Raw genomic sequence first — 17,571 nt, forward strand, 5'->3', positions numbered from 1 at the left:
TATGGCAATTATATCATAAGCGTGGGCGTGTTATCAATGATGGGCTATCAGGTTGAAGCGGCTTTTTCTGCGGTATGCCGCACCACATCTACAATCAGATCACCGAGGGGCTTCCCGCCTGCGGCGAAGTGTTCGGAGATTTTTATACGGTTGTTCCCACATACAAAATACTGCGTGCCGTTCTCTGCTTGTATAACCTGCCCTGTTCGGGGTGTAAAAATATCGCTTTCACTTTTTGCCATCCAGTGTCCTCCATATTCAGTTTTCAAGGTACAATGCCGCACAGAGGCGGCGAAAATTTCTGCTTATATCTATCACCTTTCCTTTACCGTGTGCCGCTGCTGACGTTTCAGTTCCGCCAGTATATCCGGCGGGATACGGTCAACCAGCCGCTGTAAATTGTCCAGTTCGCTTTTCAGCTTTGCCCGTTCCATCGTATCTTTCATCTTTCCTTTTTCGCTGGCCTTTGCCCTTGCTTCCAACTTCTCATTCTCCGCCAGCAGGTCATTGATTGTGACCTTGTACTTTTTCAACTGCCCGGAGAAATTCTCCATCTGCGGGAACCACTTTTTCAGCATGGAGAGGGCTTCCTCTTTTTTCTTTCCGGCGTTCAGCGGGTTAATGCCGTCCAGTGTGGCTTCAATGGCTCTTGCCTGCCGGGAGAGGGAAACCGCCTGTTTGAAAAGCCGGGTGGGGATATGCTTCCGGCCTGTCCTGCTGGCGCTCTCCCCACGCTCCAAGTCAGGATATTTCTCCACCATATAGGCGTGAAAATCGTCCTGCCACTTCGTCAGGTTTGCCCGGTTGCCGATAATCTCCTTTGCACACAGGCGGTTGTCCTTTGTCAGCGGAACAAAGGTCAAATGCAGGTGGGGCGTTTTCTCGTCCATGTGTACCACCGCCGACACGATATTTTCCCGTCCTACCCGGCCAATGAGGAAGTCCGCCGCCCTCTGGAAAAACGCCTGTATCTCCTTTGGGGATTTCCCCTTGAAAAACTCCGGGCTGGCAGTTACCAGCGTATCGACAAACCGTGTGCTGTCCTTGCGGGTTCGGCACCCGGCCTGTTCAATGCGGTTTTGAATGAAATGATAGTACCTGCCCTCTGGCTTGACGATATGAAAGTTGTACTTGCTCCGGCTTGTGTCAATGTCGGGGTTGCTGGCGTATTGTTCTTTCTGTCTTTCGTGATGGGCTTCCAGCGGCCTTGCCGGGTTGCCCTTGTGCTTCTCAAACCGCAAAATTGCGTGTTGTGCCATTCTGCTCCTTTCCCCATTCCTTTCCTATCCGGGGTTTTCCACAGGGAAAATCCCGCAGAAATTAGCTCGGATAGGATTGGAATGGATAGAATATAAATAAATCTTTTTAATCTTTGTATTTCTATATACCGTCCGGTTTTCGTACTTCCGGGGAGTGATTTCCTCACTTCATAAGTACGGTTTTCAGCCCTCCGGCGTACCAGAACCGGATTTCTTGAAGTCGGTGTTTGGAACCGCTTCATAGGATTTTGGGAAAATGCGGTTGGGTTTTCCACAGCCCTGCTTCTGGATCTCCACCAGCCCGGCGTATTGCAGTTCCCGCAGGGTGTTTACCGCTTTCTGCCGCCCACAGTGGAGCAGGTCAACCACCTCGCAGATGGGATAGTACAGATAAATCCGTCCGCAATCATCCGCCCACCCATTCTTGCGGGATAACTCTGTCCGGCGCAGGATAAAGGCGTACAGAACCTTTGCCTCGTTGGACAAGGGCTTGAATGTGGGGGCTTCAAAGAGGAAATTCGGGAGCCGGGTGAAGCTGAACGCCTTTTCCGGCTGATGGATATAGATGGTATTTGTCATAGTGCGTTTTGTGGACGGTTAGAAGCCCGTTTTCCGGGGCGGGCGATACTTTATACCACCAGCCCCGGTTTGGGGCTTGCGAAGCCTGATAAATCAAGGCTTTTTTCGCTCCTAACTGTCCACAGCAGACCTCCTTTTCCGTTCACTTTCTGTTTTCTGCCGCCTGTGAACTCTGGCGGCACAGCCGGGGCAGTATTTTGCCCGGTTGGATTTGGGGACGAACACACCGCCGCAGACCTCACAGCGTTTCAAGTCCTTATCCCGGAAAATCTCCGCTTCCAGCGTCCCGTCCAGCGGCAAGACCGCCCAGCGGAACCACTTACAGCAGACCGAGAAAGAAATCGTCTGCGGACAGGTGCAGGTGTCCCCATCGTCAAGGACAATGCAGTTGCCGTCCTCACAGCAACAGCACTCCCGGCGTATCAGGCTGGCCGCCTGTTTTCTCTGCGCCGGGGTCATGCGGTAAAGGGAACCGTCCGGCCTGCGTTCCAGCGGCGGCAAGTCTTTATAGGGGTTATCTCTCATGCGTTCCCTCCATTTTGCTTTCCGTTGCCGTTCTCCCCGAAAAGGTTTCCTGCCCCATTCCTGCGGCGTGTTCCGGCGTTGGCACGCTCCTCGCAACTTCGGGACATTTTGTCCCGAAGTCCGACTCCTTGCGGTGCTTCCCCAGCCGGGGTATTCCTTTTCGGACGGTCATTCTGTTTTCAAGGTGCCGTCCATCGATGAACTACCCTAAGTCTACACGAAAAAAATGCAATTCCCGGAATATTGCGAGAATTGCATTTTGATGAAGTTTACACTTTGGAAATTGCATTTTTGCAATCATTCTGTATAATGGAAGTATGCGGAGGAGGTGCGTATCTATGGCTTTACCCGGAACGCCCGGACAGCGGATTTCCGATTTATGCAACGGGAACCACATCACACAAAAGGAACTTGCGGAGAAGATAGGCGTTTCCGCTTCCCAGTTGAGCCGCATTGTCAGCGGCGAAACAAGAACGGTCAGCAGTGATATTCTCATAGGTGTGGCAAAGGAATTTAAGGTATCGACAGACTACATACTGGGCTTGTCTACCGTGAGCGTTCGTAAAAGCTACGATATTTCTGAATTAGGCTTGTCCGAGGGAGCCGTGAGGGGGCTTGTGACGGGTGCTGTTGATGTGCAAATCCTCAACCGCCTGTTGGAACACAGGAATTTTCCTAAGCTGATAGATTTGATACGGATTTATTTTCAGGATACGGCGGCAAAGGGCATAACAGCAAGAAACCAGCTTATCGAGATGGCAACGGCTTCCCTGTCCGACCTGATGAAAGAACACCCGGAACACCGGGCAGAAGCGAAGCAGGATTTACAGCTTTTGAACGCCCAAAAGATAGGGGAACATGAAGCGGAGATTGAAAAAATCAAAAATGTGTTCCTGGCTATCCTGCGGGACATTAAGAAAGACATTGACAACGGGGAACAGCCGGGAGAAGCTGTGACCGCCGCTATGTTCCAAGCCATGCGGGACGCACTGGCGGAACAGAAACAAAAACCACTTTCCATTGACGATGTAACGGCGATGATAGCTGGACAGATCGGACAGCTTACACCGATGGATAAAGAAACTGTTGAAATGTTCCAGCAGTTTGCGAAGAAGATGATTGAGCAGGCAGGAACAAAGTGATAAATTTGAATTGTGAGGGAAAATACAGATGAATCAAGGAAGAATTATTGTGATTACAGGCTCACCGGGGACAGGAAAAACAACAACTGCGTCAATTGTCGCAAAGGAATCAGATATGGATAAATCAGTGCATATGCACACCGATGACTTTTTTCATTACTTAAGCAAAGGCGCAATACCACCACATTTGCCAGAATCCAACGAGCAAAATCTGGTTGTCATTGAAGCCTTTTTAGAAGCTGCAAAGCGATATGCTCGTGGCGGATATGATGTAATTGTAGATGGGATTGTCGGGCCATGGTTTTTGGAGCCATGGAAAGCTCTTGCCCAAGAAGATTACGAGGTACACTATATTGTATTAAGAGCGAGTAAAAAAGAAACTATGAAGCGAGCTGTGGAACGCTCAAAATTAGATAGAAAAACAAATATTGAATTAGTGGAAACAATGTGGGAGCAATTTTCCGGTTTGGGAGTATATGAATCAAATGTCATAGACACAACTACATTCACAATTAAAGATACGGTTTCCGCAATAAAAGAAAGAGTTGCATGTGGGACGTCTTTACTATCTTAGACATTCCCATTTGTCAGGAAGATAGCAAAGCCAGCCGAGCCAGTCAACGGTCAAGATGAACGGCGCATTTCATGCGCCGCCGTTGACAGTCCCGCCCGTCTTTGCTAAAGGGTAATCAAGGCGGGAAAGCCCTAAAATGGCTTCACACCTATTTCAATAATTGGAGGAGATAAAAATGAGATCAGAAAAGGAAGTTTATGATATTGTTTTGAATTTTGCAAAAACAGACAAACGCATTCGCATGGTTACTTTGGAAGGATCTAGAACAAATACAAATATTCCGCCTGATGATTTTCAGGATTTTGATATTACTTTTTTTGTTACGGATATGGACAGCTTCACAAGTGATGATAAATGGCTAGATATATTTGGTGAAAGGTTGATTCTGCAAAAGCCGGAAGATATGGAATTATTTCCAGCTGTAGAAAAGGGATTTTCATATTTAATGCTGTTTACTGATGATGTTAAGATAGATTTAACTTTGCTGCCGCTGGAACTGATAGACGAGTATTTTACATGGGATAAACTGGTAAAGTTACTGTTGGATAAAGACAACCGTATCGTAAAGCCGCCAATACCAACGGATATAGACTACCACTTGCAGAAGCCTACTCAAAGAATGTTTGACGATTGCTGTAATGAATTTTGGAATACTACAACATATGTAGTAAAGGGCTTATGCCGCAAAGAAATTCTTTTTGCTATTGACCATATGAATGATATAGTACGAAAAGAATTGCTTCGCATGATTTCCTGGCTGATTGGTATCAAACAGGGATTTCATTTCAGTTTGGGAAAAAACTATAAATTTATGAAGCAATATGTCCCAGAGGAATTGTGGGAACGACTTATGTCCACTTATAATATGGATTCCTATCCCCATATGTGGGAATCCTTTGAACAATGTATGGCATTGTTCCGGGAGGTTTCGTCAGAAGTGGCATGCCAGTTGGATTACCAGTATCCACTATATGATGAAAAAATCAGTAATTATGTGATTCGGCAAAAGAAAAAATATGGCATTGAAGATGATAACAAATAAAATTTTTTCAATCGAAAAAATTTATTTTGATTATTCAATTTTGAAAAACTGAATACCTCAAAATCAGAAAGAGAGCGGCCAAGCACTTTGAGGGATTGGCCGCCTTGTCCACCCATCCAGCGGGACAGCGGGCGGAGGTCAAGGCCGGGTGTAAACCCGTTCATTTCAGCCTTGACGGTTGCCCGTTGTCCTGCTACTTTTCCGGGAGTGTGGCCACAACTTCGGGACACTTTGTCCACAAGTTGGAGCGTAGGACGAGGAACTGGGGCTTTCATATACGCCCTGTCTGCTGATGAGTCCAGACCTGCGCTTGCGGCTCCACGCCACGCAAGCACAGCCCTGTTTTCCTGCCGCTTCAAATGCCCTTGCCCTCCCCGGCGGCAACGGCATTTTCACGGCAACGCCGGCAGAGCGTATAACACACTACACTTTGCTTCGCAAAGTCGTGTGCCAAATGGGGGCGTTGCCCCCTTTGGAAACCCCCACAAGAAAAGGCGGTACGCTACCCCTCCACGGGGCGCATACCGCCTTTTCTTGTTATCCAGCCCTCCGGCTGTATCGGTTGAGCAAAAGTCCGCGTGGGATTGATGTGGTATCTTTAACTTTGGGAAACTCCAACCTCCCAGTTTGAAATTGCCGATCTAGATACAGAGAGCAACTCCGCTAGTCGAGCTTGTGTGATTTTTAATTCTAGTCGTCGTTGCTTTAGTCGCTCTCCAAAGGTTGTCATTTCAAATCCTCCATTATGGTTATCGCAAAATTTGACCGTGTAGTCTAGATAGCATCTGTGACTCTGTAATTTACGGTGATTTTTGGCATGACACAAACTCTGTCATTACTGATACATAATCCTTCTTGAATATACCCACTATTAAAAACGCTTGCAAGATGATATTCTTTAGCCATACAGGGGGGAATCAATATGAGGTGTAAATTCTTGTGTGCTACCTTGCTTTCCACGGTTTTACTTAGTGTTTCGGTGAGCGGATCACAATCGGTTAATGCTACCACGGATGGTGAGCAAGCCACTCAATCTACCGCAACGGCGATGATTTACTGGAGTAGTACAGCATATCTAGTTACGAATGCATACTCTAATGTTACGTCATCAAATAACATTTTCAATGACAGCCCAGTTGTTACAAACAATGCCGGAAATAAAGGGGCTATCAAAGTTAAAATCGTTAATTCGAATGGCGCACAGGTAGGATCAGTCAAAACCATTGGTAAGGGTAAAACGGTAAGACTGGATAGCATTCCTTGGAATAGCGGAACATATACTCTCAAGGCTATGGCCGTTTCCTCTGCTGGTACTTACGCAATTAAGATTGACTAATTCGCAGTACCGCGTGCTGATTTCTTCTTGTAGTTGTTGATGGGGCAAAGGCAACGTTTGGAGGAGATACGGCTGAGAATACGGAACAGAGACCGTGTATTAAACTTTTTTAGTGGAACACATTCACACATGGAGGGACATGTTATGAAGAGTGCAAAGAAATTGATGACGGCGTTTGCTGTCACGGCTGGTCTGCTGGGAACAGGCGTAGGTAGTGCTGTTATGGCAGCAAGTGTTGGCGGTGGCACATGGAACTATGGTGTCGGCTTGACTGGCACATTCGGATACTCCGACTATCTTCATAATTCCAAGACACATAGTGCTTCGGTCGGTAGAACAAAGAGCGATTGCAACAAGGTCACCAAGACCAAAGGCGTTTGGGCACAATCAAAGTATACCAAGATTCCACCTACAGGCTTAAACTACTGGTGGAGTGTTAGCTAACTAAATCTGTTGGCAAGTAAAAGACGACTCTCGCATATGTGAAAGTGCGCCTTTCGTATTTATTGGGTTAAGGGGTGATGATCTTGAAAAAAATTCTATCACTGTGTGTGTTCTTAGTAGTTATATGCTCCGCACTGATCACCGTTAATATTTTCCAAACAAAAGACGTGATCCGAACAAACACTATAGAGAAGACTGATGATTCTTTCAACTTCTATGTCAGTGATAGTCAGGTTGCGGTCAAAGATGAAATCAAGGAATTTTCGCGGCTGTCTAATCACTATAAGGTGAATGTCTTCCTTAGTACGACAGATTCAAATGGCGCCACTGTGAAATCAGTCGTATATCAGCGTAGCAGCTTTCCAAAAGATAATTTTGGATTGACATCGAACAACGTATTCCCTGATAAGGACGATTACTACGCAAGTTTTGTAACGGGAAGCCAGCACCAAATTGGTACTATTCCAGTTTTTTACAGCAAAAACCATGTGATTCTCCAGACGCTTTCACGTTATCATAAAGATAATAACCGAACGGCGAACGGGACATTCACTATTGTTGGCGCCAATAGCACAGATAAAGCGAAAATAATTCATCGCCTAAGTCAATTTTTTAGTGTGACGCCAGCTCAACTTGTGACCAAAAACGTTGAACAGCGAACAGAAATGTTCAACAAAAATCTTGGGATATTCTTATTGCTCTTAGCAATATCGATACTTATTTTCCTCTTGATTGTTGTCTACCTGCCAATATCGAAAATGCACACCATTGGCGTGATGAAACTCAACGGCTGGAAAAACGGCGCGATTATTTGGAGTTTCGTCCGCAATGGCATGGTGACACTGTTGGTTACTAGCGTTATGACTGATATCGTGATTGTGATTTTATATCACAATTTCTTACCGCCTACCCTGTTGCCAATATTGATTGTAGGACAATTTGCACTAGTTGCATTGTATTTTCTCGCAAACCTTTCAGTGTATCTACTGGTTCACAAGACCACCATTCGTGATTTGCTGAAAAATCACTTCAACTTTACGCTCGGAACGTGGCTATCATTCGGACTAAAAGCACTGTTAACACTTGTCACCACGGTACTGCTTGTTCAAACATCTGCTGGTATCACTGAATCGCTTCGCCAAGCACAGCAGGTTAAAGATTGGCAACGTGACGGCGAAGTATTGACGATTGACAAAGTAATGTTGGCAGATCAAGACCACGCAACACGTACCCTAACAAAACTGTATGCAGACCTAGATCAAAATACCGACACAATGTACGTGCGTAGTACAGTGGTTAATCCATCTAAAGAATTATCCTCAAATGCAACAACTCCCGAGTTTGCTCCGAATGAACGCTATCCAATTATGACCGTGAATGAAAATTACATTCGGAATAAAGTGCCGCAACTCAGGTCACTGTTAAAGCAAAAATCAACTGAACGCGTCTACTTGATTCCTCAAAAATATAAAAATCATCACGCAATGATGCACTTGGTACAGAGCTTTCAGTACAACTTGCTAAATAGCGAACAACAGTCGCATACTAGTATCAAAAAAATGAAGGTGAAGTTGATTTATTATAATGATCGACAAGCCAAAGTGTCAGTCTTTGCTTACGACTTCAATATCAAGCAAAGGCTTCAGTCTCCCATTTTTTCAATCGTTACACCAAGCAATATGACGTTCTTTGATAAGGAGATTTTATCCGATACAAGTGGTGCCAATCCTTTGAAAATTTCCCAAAGCAAATCAACAATGCGTACCATAAAGCACGCAATTACAAAAGCAGATGCGGGTTACCTAAATATTCATTTTGCGACAATGAATTCAATACTATCGGATTCTTTGACTTCTATCAATCAGGGTTTAGCATTCTTTGCCCTCATGCTGGTAACAGTCTTCTGCCTAAATTTGATTGCCTCCATTTTCTTACTCATGTGTATCATCCAAAATAAAGCACGCTCACTTGCAATCAAGAAAATGCTGGGAATAAAGTTAGTTGATCGATACAAGTGGGAAGGATTAGTCGCCTTGGCTTTATACGCAATTCAGCTTTTGGTAGTGTTGCTATTTGGAAGCTCAAAATTAATACTGATTTTTGCGCTGATTATGATTGCTTTGGACGCACTAATCTCCAGTGGCTTCATTTCGATTGTTGAACGGCGTAGTCTTCCAGCAATGCTGAAAGGAGAATGAAAATGATTAAACTAGAGCATGTTACAAAAAAGTATAAAACCAAAATTGTGCTGGACAACTTCTCCTTATCAGTTGAAGCGGGAGAAATGATTGCCATTACGGGACCAAGTGGATCAGGTAAGAGCACAATCTTAAACATCTTGGGGTTAATTGAATCATTTGATTCTGGCACCTACAAACTGTTCGATCAATCCAATATCAAACCGAATAGTAGAACTGCCTTGTCAATTATCAGAGAGGATATCAGCTATCTGTTTCAAAATTTTGCGCTTATTGAAGACGAAACAGTCGAATATAATCTGATGCTGGGAATTAAATATCTGCATGCCACCAAGGCGGACAAAGTCGCGATAATTAACGATGCACTTCAAAAAGTTGGCTTACAAGGATACGGTAAAAGCCCAATTTTTGAATTGTCTGGGGGGCAACAGCAACGTATCGCTGTGGCACGTGCACTTATCAAGCCAAGCAAGCTGATTCTTGCCGATGAACCCACAGGATCGTTGGACCAGAAAAATCGTGATGAAATCATGCAGTTACTAAAGGCAATGAATAAGCAAGGCAAGACCGTTATTGTTGTCACACACGATGATGAGGTTGCCAATCAATGCCAGCGAATTGTTCATCTTTCATCGATTAGTGGCTAACCGCCTCGTGTTCAATATTGTCCGATGAAGAGCTTGTATTCCTCGAATCAATCACTTCGTTAACATTGAATTTGGAAAACAGATATTAGTTTAGTAATCAACGTACACCAATGGATGACATCATCTGGAGGTGTATTTTTATTTTCCAAAAACATTAAGATTTTGCAAACAATCAAGTTTCTGTTTCAAATTTTGATGAAAATTCCGTCTTTAAGTAGTGAGGGTAATAAATCTCAAATCTTCTTGAAAGGAGGTAGCCTCGCCGCCGCGCGCGGCGTGCAGCGCGAAAGCCGCTAGCGTGAGCGGCGGCGGTCGGCGTTAGCCGGCCGCCTCAAGCCCCCAGTATCTAATAGGGGGGCAAATACAAGTAACAAGAAATCCGACGGTAGGCATAAAGCGCCCGCAGCAAGGCCTTGCCGCATAGGCAGAATGCCGAATTGCTGTTAGGACGCATAGAAAGGAGCTAACATGCTCAAAGACTTGAATTTGATTGGCGGCATGACAAACAAAGATTGGCTTGATCAAGTCCACGACGAGATGCGCGCCAATGGTATTACACAAGGCCAACTCGCCGATATGGCTAATTACAGCCGATCACACCTGAATCAACTGCTGGGTCGCAAGAAGCCACTCAACGATAAAGCCCGATTAGAACTATCATTGGCGTTGCGTGCACTAACCGGTCAGAATAATCTGGACGTCTGTATTGACTATCTCGGCGTCACTTTCAAGACGCATGACTACGAAGAATTGATTAACGAATTGTTCCAAATCAGCCCGACCCATTTCAACCTGCACGACGGCGCTCATTATGGCTATTCAGCAACCCTGATATGCGGTGAAATCAAGATTATGTTATCGCCTTACCAAGACGTGGATGCCGAAGACTACAACCCCAAAGACGACAGTGGCACAATGGTTGAGCTTAAAGGTCAAGGGTGCCGCTATGTCGAATCATATCTGCGATCACAGAACCGGACTTGGTATGACTTCTTGGAAGCGTGTATCAAACTGGATTGCCACTTCACCCGACTTGATTTAGCTATCAACGACCGCAACGGCTTGCTAGACGTATCAACGCTGATTGAGAAGTGCGACCGTGATGAATTCAGCTCGCGCTTTCGTGGGTTCAGGGATAACCGCACCAAACAGTGGCACGCCTCTGGACGCACGTTGTATCTCGGCTCACCACAAAGCGAGGTCAATTTCTGTATCTATGACAAGGCGTTTGAGCAACATCAGAAACACCCAGAAATCGCCATTGAAGACCAACCAATCCGGACCCGCTTTGAAGTGCGACTACGCCGCGAGCGTGCCGCCACCGCGGTTGAACATCTATTAGCGACGCATGATCCTGAACAAGTCGTGTTCGGCATCATCAATCAGTATTTGTGCTTTCTCACCCCCAGCCACAAACCGAAAAGCGAGTGGGCGTTAGATCCCCGTTGGGCGGCATTCATCGGCAACAATCGGGATAAGTTGCGCCTGTCCACTAATCCGGAGCCATTGAACTATGACCACATTACTCGATGGTTAAGAAAGCAAGTCGCACCCTCACTCAAGATGTTGCAGGTGATTGACCAGTACAACAACACAAACGAACTCAAGGCTATCATCGACAGTGGTAAATTGACGCAACGCCACTGGGACGTGATCCACCATTTTCAGCACCAACGCAATGGTATTATGACAGATTCCAAACATCGTGAGAAATCAAAAAAGAGCGACTACGCCGACCAAAGCAAGTAGCCACCCTTCACAGATAAGATATGGGTTCTATCTGGTTTGATTATCTCACTCCCACCAAACTTTAGGAAGTGATTTGATTGAATATTAACGCACCAGCACAGCCAGTCTTCCTGACAATGACTAGAGCTGACCTTATCAAGCTGGGATACAGTCCAGCGCAAGCAAGCCGTATCATCAAAATGGCAAAAGAGTTGTTGCTCAAACAAGGCCTTGGATGGTACGGTAAGAAAGGCGTAGACCGTGTTCCAGTGGAAGCAGTAGACGCAGTATTAGGCTTGAAACTAAGCCAACTTGAGGGTGCACCAAGTGGCCTTTCCGCAGTTAAGGAGGAACTATCTTGACTACGAAAGACCATATTACCAAGCAAGCGGACGGCACTTTTAGCTTCCGCGTGAGCTTAGGAACTGACAAACGGACTGGCAAGCGAATTCAAAAGCGTGCCAGCGGCTTCAAAACGAAAACGGAGGCGAAAAAAGCAAGACTAGCCATGTTGGCGGCTGGCGTTACTGATGACCAAGACATCAAGCAGACCCGCTTCGGGCCATTCATGGAGGACGTGTTCAAGCCTTGGTACAAAACCCAAGTGAAGCCACGGACTTACCGGCAACGCGTAAACATGATGGGCAGTGAGCATCTCAAGGTGTTTACCGAGATCGCGATTGACCAAATTCGACCGATCGATATTCAAAGGTGGCAAGTGCAGATTCTAAAAGTCTGCAAGCAATCTTATGCGCGAACTGTCAATATTCTGATTGGTCAAGTGTTAGAACGCGCCAAAACCTTAGGCATCATCTCCGAAAATGCAGTGCGCATCGTCGGTCTGATTCCTAAGAAGAAAGCGAAGATCAAGTTCTGGACACGGGAAGACTTCCAAAAAGTGATTGCCAAAACTGGCACAGACACTTACGAGAAATACTTTGAGCGCACGATGTTGTGGTTCATGTTCATGTCAGGCTTACGAAGTGGTGAAGCGCGGGCGTTAAAGTGGACAGACGTTGATCTCGAAGCTAAGACGGTGAACATCAACAAAACCATGGACTATCACAACCGCAACTGGTTTGAAACGCCAGAGCCAAAGACCGCGGCTAGTCGTCGAACAGTCGCGCTTGATGATGATACGATTGCGTGTCTAGGCGCGTGGCAGGTCGAACAAGCAACGATGGTGCAATCCGAGTGGGTATTCTCACTCAATGGGATTCCCTGCCCTGACCGGCGCTTCTTGAGTATCGTGAGCGCTTATAGCACACTCGCAGAAGTTGAGCGAATTACTGTGCATGGCCTCCGTCACTCGCATGTGTCGCTGTTGATCAGCCTCGGTGAAAATCCACTCCAAATCAAAGAACGTCTGGGGCATGAAGACATCGAAACGACACTCGGCACTTACGGTCATCTCTACCCGAACAGTAACTTTGAAGTCGCAAAAAAGCTCAACGGGATCTTCTCCGAGGAGGTGCCCAATGAGCCAAAATAATTTGAAAAGGGTCAAAACTGTGCCACCGTAAAATTGGTGGTGCTAGAAACGTTGATACCACGGGACGTGCACGAGATGTGTCATTGTTCCCGGGAAAATTCTTATAACATAAAAAATCCCGCCGAGTGGCAGGATTATTTGGGTACCTATTCAACAATCACAGTTTTACGATTCCTCGATGAAGAAGTCCTTCATGAGTCCCAGCAGCTTGAGGCTGTGTACAACATAGCTTGCGTGTGTCTGGCGGGGCATCACAACAATCCGGCTATCCGGAATCTGTTCTGCAAACTCGCGTGTATGCTCGACCTTCACCACATCTTTCTCACCCACAACGCAAAGCGTCTTTGCTCTAATTCGCTGCAATTCGGTATTCGTGATATCTGGCTCGGTCAGCATCATCGTGACTTCCTGCTTCCGCTGGAAAAAGTTCAAAAAATTATTCTTTACTTGCTCTCTTTTGAGCAACCCATTTGGATGAACATTCGCACCCGCGACCATCAGGCGGGGCACCAGATTAGGATACTGGCTGGCGAGCATCAGGCCCACAATTCCGCCGTCGCTATAACCGAAGACGAACGGATGGCGTAAATCGAGCTTCCTAATGAAGGCCGCCACATCCCCGACGTAGGTCTGATAATGGTATTCTCCTGTTGATTCGCTCAGGCCGTGTCCGCGAGCGTCGAGGGCATAGACCGTGTAGTACAAGGCCAAAGGCGCAATGATTTTATCAAAAATGGTACTGTCTTCTTGATTGCCGTGCAGCAGAATCAACGGGTGGCCCGAACCGGCCTGTTGATAATTCAATTCGACATCGTTAACTTTAATTCGCATATCTTCCCCTGTCACTAAAACCCTATTTCTTTTATTTTACACTCTCTAACTGGTAAAATTACAGTAACAATAATGTAAGGAGTGTTGCTGATGAATAACGAAACGGTTTTCTTCAATCCTGGTGATGCAATTGCTAACTCGCGCGACTTCCGTGAGGCACGGCGCAGTGCAGAAATCTTCAAAACAGAACGCCCCACAGAGCGCAAAATTGTGATTGCGGAGGCTGACGGCAAGGAACTATTTGCAGTCTACTACGCCGACACCCAAAAGACCGCAGAGGCCGGCGGAACTGCGCATCACATCAAGGATGAGTTATAGTTTAGTATGAGTCCACGAAAGTGGGCTTTTTCTATTATAGCATTGCTCGTCAGGGCGTTTTAACAATCAGCCAGCTCACTAATGCAGATTTGCTTGGAAAAATTGCACTGTCTGCTCCATGATACCAGCCGTCAGCATGTGGCCATACTGATTAGTATGCACGAACGTCAGCTGTTGATTCGCCGGATGGTTCTTAGTATGCTCGTAGAAGTCGGCCACATGCGCAAATGGAATGCGTTTATCCTGCTCGTCGTGCCAGACGTAAAACGGGCGATTATTGATCAGCTCCGGGTGGACCGAGAGGTCAAACGCCCTGACCCAACTCAAACTCAGCTCAAGCGCACGCGGTACTTGAATACTGTTTGCCCGAGCATGCGCAAACACAAGCTTACGGTAGTTTACCAACTCAGGTGTGCCCATCAGACACGCAGCAGCCTGAATATTTGGGTTGGCACTCAGCAATGCGGATGCGGTCATTCCACCCATCGAGACGCCAGCAACGCCAACACGTGCTGGGTCAATCAGCTCTAACTCGGTGGCATGGGCCACAATTTGGTTAAACTCATTAATGTTAGCGTTAATGGTCTGCCAAAAGGTGAAGGACGGCAATGGTGCAACCTCGGCCCACCGCTCACCGTGATTTAGGGCATCGGGCACAAGTACACGAAACCCGACGTCCGCCAGCTTGCGCACATTGGTCAGTACAAGTTCTTTATTCGAGCGCCAGCCATGATAATAGACAATCGCCGGGATAATCTGGCCTTCCGTCTCGGCCGGGAAGACCTCCAGTAGTGGAATTTGGTTGAAGTGTCGTTTACGAATAGAAAGCATAAAATTCTCCTATTTTTTCTCTAAGTAATCATTAAAAAGAGCGTACGGTTCTTTTGCACTCGTAATTTTTGCTATAATAACAAGGACAAAGGAGCTAAAACAATGAAAAAGATTATTACATTCTTCACGTCCATTCTAACAGTTTTTGGCATTTTTTTTGCATTCAACAGTAGCATCAACACAGTAGTTGCCGCCGACGATGATCCCATGGTCACGCTGGGGACGTCCCTGACCAGCAGCCAGCGCGATGGCACAATCACAAAGCTGACGAATCCGCTGAACGGCGCGAACTATAACACAATCACCATCACTGGTACCGAGCTGGTGAAGTACCTGAATCCCTCCGGCTCCAACTTCAACACTAATTCCGGCGTTTGGTCCAGCGCGATGATTCAAAAGACCAATAACGGGTCCGGGATTAACGTCAAGATTCTGCCATACAACGGCAAGAACAACATTACCACCATTACGGCCAACCAATACAAAAACGCGGCACTGACGGCCGGGATTGCCGACGCGAATATCTACGTCACCAGTGCCGTGCCGATTGATGGTTCAGGAGCCCTCGCTGGCGTCTACGCGGCCTACGCCAAGAACGGTGAGGCACTGAATCAGCAGCAGGTTAACGCTGCCCAAGACGAAATGAACACCCTGAGCGATATCAATGAGCAGAATTCAGGTAAAGATGGGTATTCTGACGCCCAGTTAAACAATGCCGTTGCCGGTGCGAAGGCCGAGATGGCTAAAATTGGCGATAACGTCTCAAACAGCCAGATTGCGGATATCATCAACAATCAGATTACCATCAATAATCTTGGCGACGTCATCAATAACAATCAGAAACAACAAATCATTAACATCCTGATTAACGTCCGTGATTCGGGCGCTTTGAAGAACAGCAACTTCAAGGAGCAGGCCCAAAAACTCGGTACGCAGATCAAGGCTAGTGCCCAGAATATTTTCAACAAGTTGAATACGGCAGAGAACCGGAACTTCATCCAGAAAATCTGGGACGCAATCGTCAACTTCTTCCAGAACCTCGTGCAGACCATTAGCAACTGGTTCTAAGATCTCAGCCCAGATTGCCTGTGTGAATTTAGCGGGTAGCTGCCCGACATGACATAAAAGGAGCCCGAAAAATTGGGCTCCTTTTTGGTTGTGTAATTAGACTAGATTTGCGGGACCTGCACGGCAATATCGTATGCCCATGCCTTGATGGGTCCTAACTCACCAGTATGATAGAAGGACGCAATCTGATTATTATATTCTTCCCAGTGATCTAATGGAACGTTGATTAGGCCGGCACCGTCGTCAATCATGACTTTGTTGGCGACAAGTGTTGCGGTTCTCTTATTACCGTCCCAAAATAATTGACCACGCATCAAATGAAACATCAACGTTAGTGCCTTATCTGTCGTCGAGATATCAGCATTGAAAAGTTCATGCAAAAATTGATTTTCCTTAGTTTCATCAACCAACTCAGGTATAAATTGCTCATCCAACCCGAGCGTCACAGCTCCACGACCCGTTCTAAACTCGCCTGGAGCTAAAGAATCATGTGCGGCTACGATTCGGTTAACTTTTTGAGCAAAAGCTAGTGTGACGGGTTCAGCCGTTTCCGTAACGAACTGCCACGCCCGCTTCAGGTCCACAATCACGTTAATATCAGCTAACGAAACATCGGAAACAGCCATTCCATCGATGATTGTCTGGGTCTGGGACAAGGTAGTATTCACTCCTTCGAACCTGGCACTAGTGTGAACTAAATTAGTGAAATTCTGTCGTGCATACCTGATATTAGTTGCCCGATTAAGAACTATTTTATCTGGAAATTTTGTCATTATTTTTTCCCTCTTCACATCCGATCCATGGTCTGATTCAACAACTCATCGACGAACACGTTGCCCTGATTGTTCTCATGGCCCTTCGTCCATTCGAAATTCATCTGCTTGAAACGGGGTAGTAACCGATAAATGTCCTGCCACAGCTCTTTGTTAGCTAGTTCTCCGGCAGATCTAGTCCAACCACGCTTAGCCCAGCCGTAGATCCACCGCTTCGTGAAAGCCTGCAGGACATATTGCGAGTCTAACACGAACAATAGTTTCTGTTCATTTAGGCCCAGCTCAATTAATTTCCGCATAGCTGCCAACAACGCGGTAATCTCCATCTTGTTATTAGTCGCCCCAAGTTCACCTGCCGAGGCAGAGATATTCTGGCCAGCCACCTGTATCAAGTAGGCCCAGGCTGCTTTATCGCCTGTTCGCACATGCCCACCGGCAACATTACCAGTATTCCGCGAACCACCGTCCGTGTAAATGATTGCAGCATATTGAGCTAGCTTTGGCTGCTTCACCGGAGCCTTTTGTTGGGTAGGTGTCGGGAGTTTAGAACTCTGTATCCTAGCTGGCTCCTCACCTGCCAGAAAGGCCTTGGCGTCTTGTACAGAGCTAAAACTCTTGTAGACAGCTCCGGGAAAGCCATCAACCTGCCGTTTCGTATCGTCCCAATTGTAATAAATTCCCGTAATTCGGCCTTTTCTTACTGCGTAGTATTTCATAATCGTCCTTCGCTATAGCTATTATAATTAATGTGTTAGAATATCAAGAGTATTTTAACATGAAAAAT

General features: G+C 46.3%; 22 protein-coding genes. 12 read left to right on the forward strand and 10 right to left on the reverse strand.

Translation table 11 applies throughout. From position 1 onward, the window contains the following. Window positions 1-47: 47 nt before the first annotated feature. The 4 genes from LA20533_RS03535 to LA20533_RS03555 form a co-directional block, all read right to left on the reverse strand. The gene (locus tag LA20533_RS03535) at window positions 48-242 is read right to left on the reverse strand and encodes a hypothetical protein (RefSeq protein WP_002334813.1); all 195 of its coding nucleotides are present in this window, start codon (window positions 240-242) and stop codon (window positions 48-50) included. A gap of 72 nt (window positions 243-314) precedes the next feature. Next, window positions 315-1,259 (reverse strand): MobV family relaxase, encoded by a 945-nt coding sequence (gene mobV / locus LA20533_RS03540; RefSeq protein ID WP_002334814.1) that lies wholly within the window; start codon window positions 1,257-1,259, stop codon window positions 315-317. A gap of 183 nt (window positions 1,260-1,442) precedes the next feature. Next, on the reverse strand, window positions 1,443-1,838 hold the full coding sequence (locus LA20533_RS03550) for a replication initiator protein A (RefSeq protein ID WP_002588752.1): 396 nt from the start codon (window positions 1,836-1,838) through the stop codon (window positions 1,443-1,445). A gap of 111 nt (window positions 1,839-1,949) precedes the next feature. Then, complete coding sequence (locus LA20533_RS03555) at window positions 1,950-2,363, reverse strand: cysteine-rich VLP domain-containing protein (RefSeq protein WP_002588751.1); 414 nt, start codon at window positions 2,361-2,363, stop codon at window positions 1,950-1,952. Between the two features lie 338 nt (window positions 2,364-2,701). Here LA20533_RS03555 and LA20533_RS03565 point away from each other — a divergent pair, with 338 nt between their 5' ends. From LA20533_RS03565 to LA20533_RS03575, 3 genes are all read left to right on the forward strand, one after another. Further along, window positions 2,702-3,505: a helix-turn-helix domain-containing protein gene (locus tag LA20533_RS03565; RefSeq protein ID WP_002334816.1), complete on the forward strand. Its 804-nt coding sequence runs from the start codon at window positions 2,702-2,704 to the stop codon at window positions 3,503-3,505. A gap of 28 nt (window positions 3,506-3,533) precedes the next feature. Then, window positions 3,534-4,079 carry a P-loop nucleotide/nucleoside kinase family protein gene (locus LA20533_RS03570; protein WP_001071501.1) on the forward strand — a complete coding sequence of 182 codons (546 nt, stop codon included), beginning with the start codon at window positions 3,534-3,536 and terminating at the stop codon, window positions 4,077-4,079. A 175-nt stretch (window positions 4,080-4,254) separates the two neighbouring features. Next, window positions 4,255-5,121 (forward strand): aminoglycoside 6-adenylyltransferase AadE, encoded by an 867-nt coding sequence (locus LA20533_RS03575; protein ID WP_001255868.1) that lies wholly within the window; start codon window positions 4,255-4,257, stop codon window positions 5,119-5,121. Here LA20533_RS03575 and LA20533_RS03580 read toward each other — a convergent pair. Both LA20533_RS03580 and LA20533_RS03590 read right to left on the reverse strand, forming a co-directional pair. Further along, window positions 5,070-5,480 (reverse strand): hypothetical protein, encoded by a 411-nt coding sequence (locus LA20533_RS03580; RefSeq protein ID WP_002334817.1) that lies wholly within the window; start codon window positions 5,478-5,480, stop codon window positions 5,070-5,072. The genes LA20533_RS03575 and LA20533_RS03580 overlap by 52 nt on opposite strands. 239 nt (window positions 5,481-5,719) lie before the next feature. Further along, the gene (locus LA20533_RS03590; protein WP_075362793.1) at window positions 5,720-5,851 is read right to left on the reverse strand and encodes a helix-turn-helix transcriptional regulator; all 132 of its coding nucleotides are present in this window, start codon (window positions 5,849-5,851) and stop codon (window positions 5,720-5,722) included. A gap of 207 nt (window positions 5,852-6,058) precedes the next feature. Here LA20533_RS03590 and LA20533_RS03595 point away from each other — a divergent pair, with 207 nt between their 5' ends. The 7 genes from LA20533_RS03595 to LA20533_RS03625 all read left to right on the forward strand — a co-directional run bounded on the left by LA20533_RS03595 (window position 6,059) and on the right by LA20533_RS03625 (window position 12,966). After that, window positions 6,059-6,457, forward strand: a complete 399-nt coding sequence (locus LA20533_RS03595) for a hypothetical protein (RefSeq protein ID WP_054746152.1) — start codon at window positions 6,059-6,061, stop codon at window positions 6,455-6,457. 144 nt (window positions 6,458-6,601) lie between these two features. Next, window positions 6,602-6,901, forward strand: a complete 300-nt coding sequence (locus LA20533_RS03600) for a lactococcin 972 family bacteriocin (protein ID WP_054746153.1) — start codon at window positions 6,602-6,604, stop codon at window positions 6,899-6,901. Window positions 6,902-6,984: 83 nt separating this feature from the next. Further along, window positions 6,985-9,099, forward strand: a complete 2,115-nt coding sequence (locus LA20533_RS03605; protein WP_056945880.1) for a hypothetical protein — start codon at window positions 6,985-6,987, stop codon at window positions 9,097-9,099. A gap of 2 nt (window positions 9,100-9,101) precedes the next feature. Further along, window positions 9,102-9,746, forward strand: coding sequence for an ABC transporter ATP-binding protein (locus LA20533_RS03610; RefSeq protein WP_056945879.1), 645 nt, complete (start codon window positions 9,102-9,104; stop codon window positions 9,744-9,746). Window positions 9,747-10,214: 468 nt separating this feature from the next. After that, on the forward strand, window positions 10,215-11,495 hold the full coding sequence (locus tag LA20533_RS03615; protein WP_056945878.1) for a replication initiation factor domain-containing protein: 1,281 nt from the start codon (window positions 10,215-10,217) through the stop codon (window positions 11,493-11,495). A gap of 77 nt (window positions 11,496-11,572) precedes the next feature. After that, window positions 11,573-11,836, forward strand: a complete 264-nt coding sequence (locus LA20533_RS03620; RefSeq protein ID WP_236693775.1) for a DUF3173 family protein — start codon at window positions 11,573-11,575, stop codon at window positions 11,834-11,836. Then, complete coding sequence (locus LA20533_RS03625; protein ID WP_056945877.1) at window positions 11,833-12,966, forward strand: site-specific integrase; 1,134 nt, start codon at window positions 11,833-11,835, stop codon at window positions 12,964-12,966. The genes LA20533_RS03620 and LA20533_RS03625 overlap by 4 nt, the downstream gene beginning before the upstream one ends. A 165-nt stretch (window positions 12,967-13,131) precedes the next feature. Here the strand turns inward: LA20533_RS03625 and LA20533_RS03630 are convergent, their stop codons facing one another. Next, window positions 13,132-13,797: an alpha/beta fold hydrolase gene (locus tag LA20533_RS03630; protein ID WP_056945876.1), complete on the reverse strand. Its 666-nt coding sequence runs from the start codon at window positions 13,795-13,797 to the stop codon at window positions 13,132-13,134. A gap of 90 nt (window positions 13,798-13,887) precedes the next feature. Here LA20533_RS03630 and LA20533_RS03635 point away from each other — a divergent pair, with 90 nt between their 5' ends. After that, complete coding sequence (locus LA20533_RS03635) at window positions 13,888-14,115, forward strand: hypothetical protein (protein WP_054746159.1); 228 nt, start codon at window positions 13,888-13,890, stop codon at window positions 14,113-14,115. A 78-nt stretch (window positions 14,116-14,193) separates the two neighbouring features. Here LA20533_RS03635 and LA20533_RS03640 read toward each other — a convergent pair whose 3' ends face one another. Continuing rightward, window positions 14,194-14,946, reverse strand: a complete 753-nt coding sequence (locus LA20533_RS03640) for an alpha/beta fold hydrolase (RefSeq protein ID WP_056945875.1) — start codon at window positions 14,944-14,946, stop codon at window positions 14,194-14,196. 102 nt (window positions 14,947-15,048) lie between these two features. Here LA20533_RS03640 and LA20533_RS03645 point away from each other — a divergent pair, with 102 nt between their 5' ends. After that, on the forward strand, window positions 15,049-16,014 hold the full coding sequence (locus LA20533_RS03645) for a DUF1002 domain-containing protein (protein ID WP_056945874.1): 966 nt from the start codon (window positions 15,049-15,051) through the stop codon (window positions 16,012-16,014). Window positions 16,015-16,115: 101 nt separating this feature from the next. Here the strand turns inward: LA20533_RS03645 and LA20533_RS03650 are convergent, their stop codons facing one another. Together LA20533_RS03650 and LA20533_RS03655 are read right to left on the reverse strand one after the other, a co-directional pair. Continuing rightward, window positions 16,116-16,787 (reverse strand): Fic family protein, encoded by a 672-nt coding sequence (locus tag LA20533_RS03650; protein ID WP_054746161.1) that lies wholly within the window; start codon window positions 16,785-16,787, stop codon window positions 16,116-16,118. A 14-nt stretch (window positions 16,788-16,801) separates the two neighbouring features. Continuing rightward, entirely contained in the window at window positions 16,802-17,503 is a 702-nt protein-coding gene (locus LA20533_RS03655) for a ribonuclease H family protein (RefSeq protein WP_054746162.1), read from the reverse strand. Window positions 17,504-17,571 lie beyond the last annotated feature (68 nt).

Source organism: Amylolactobacillus amylophilus DSM 20533 = JCM 1125 (genome assembly GCF_001936335.1).
Taxonomy (GTDB): Bacteria; Bacillota; Bacilli; order Lactobacillales; family Lactobacillaceae; genus Amylolactobacillus; species Amylolactobacillus amylophilus.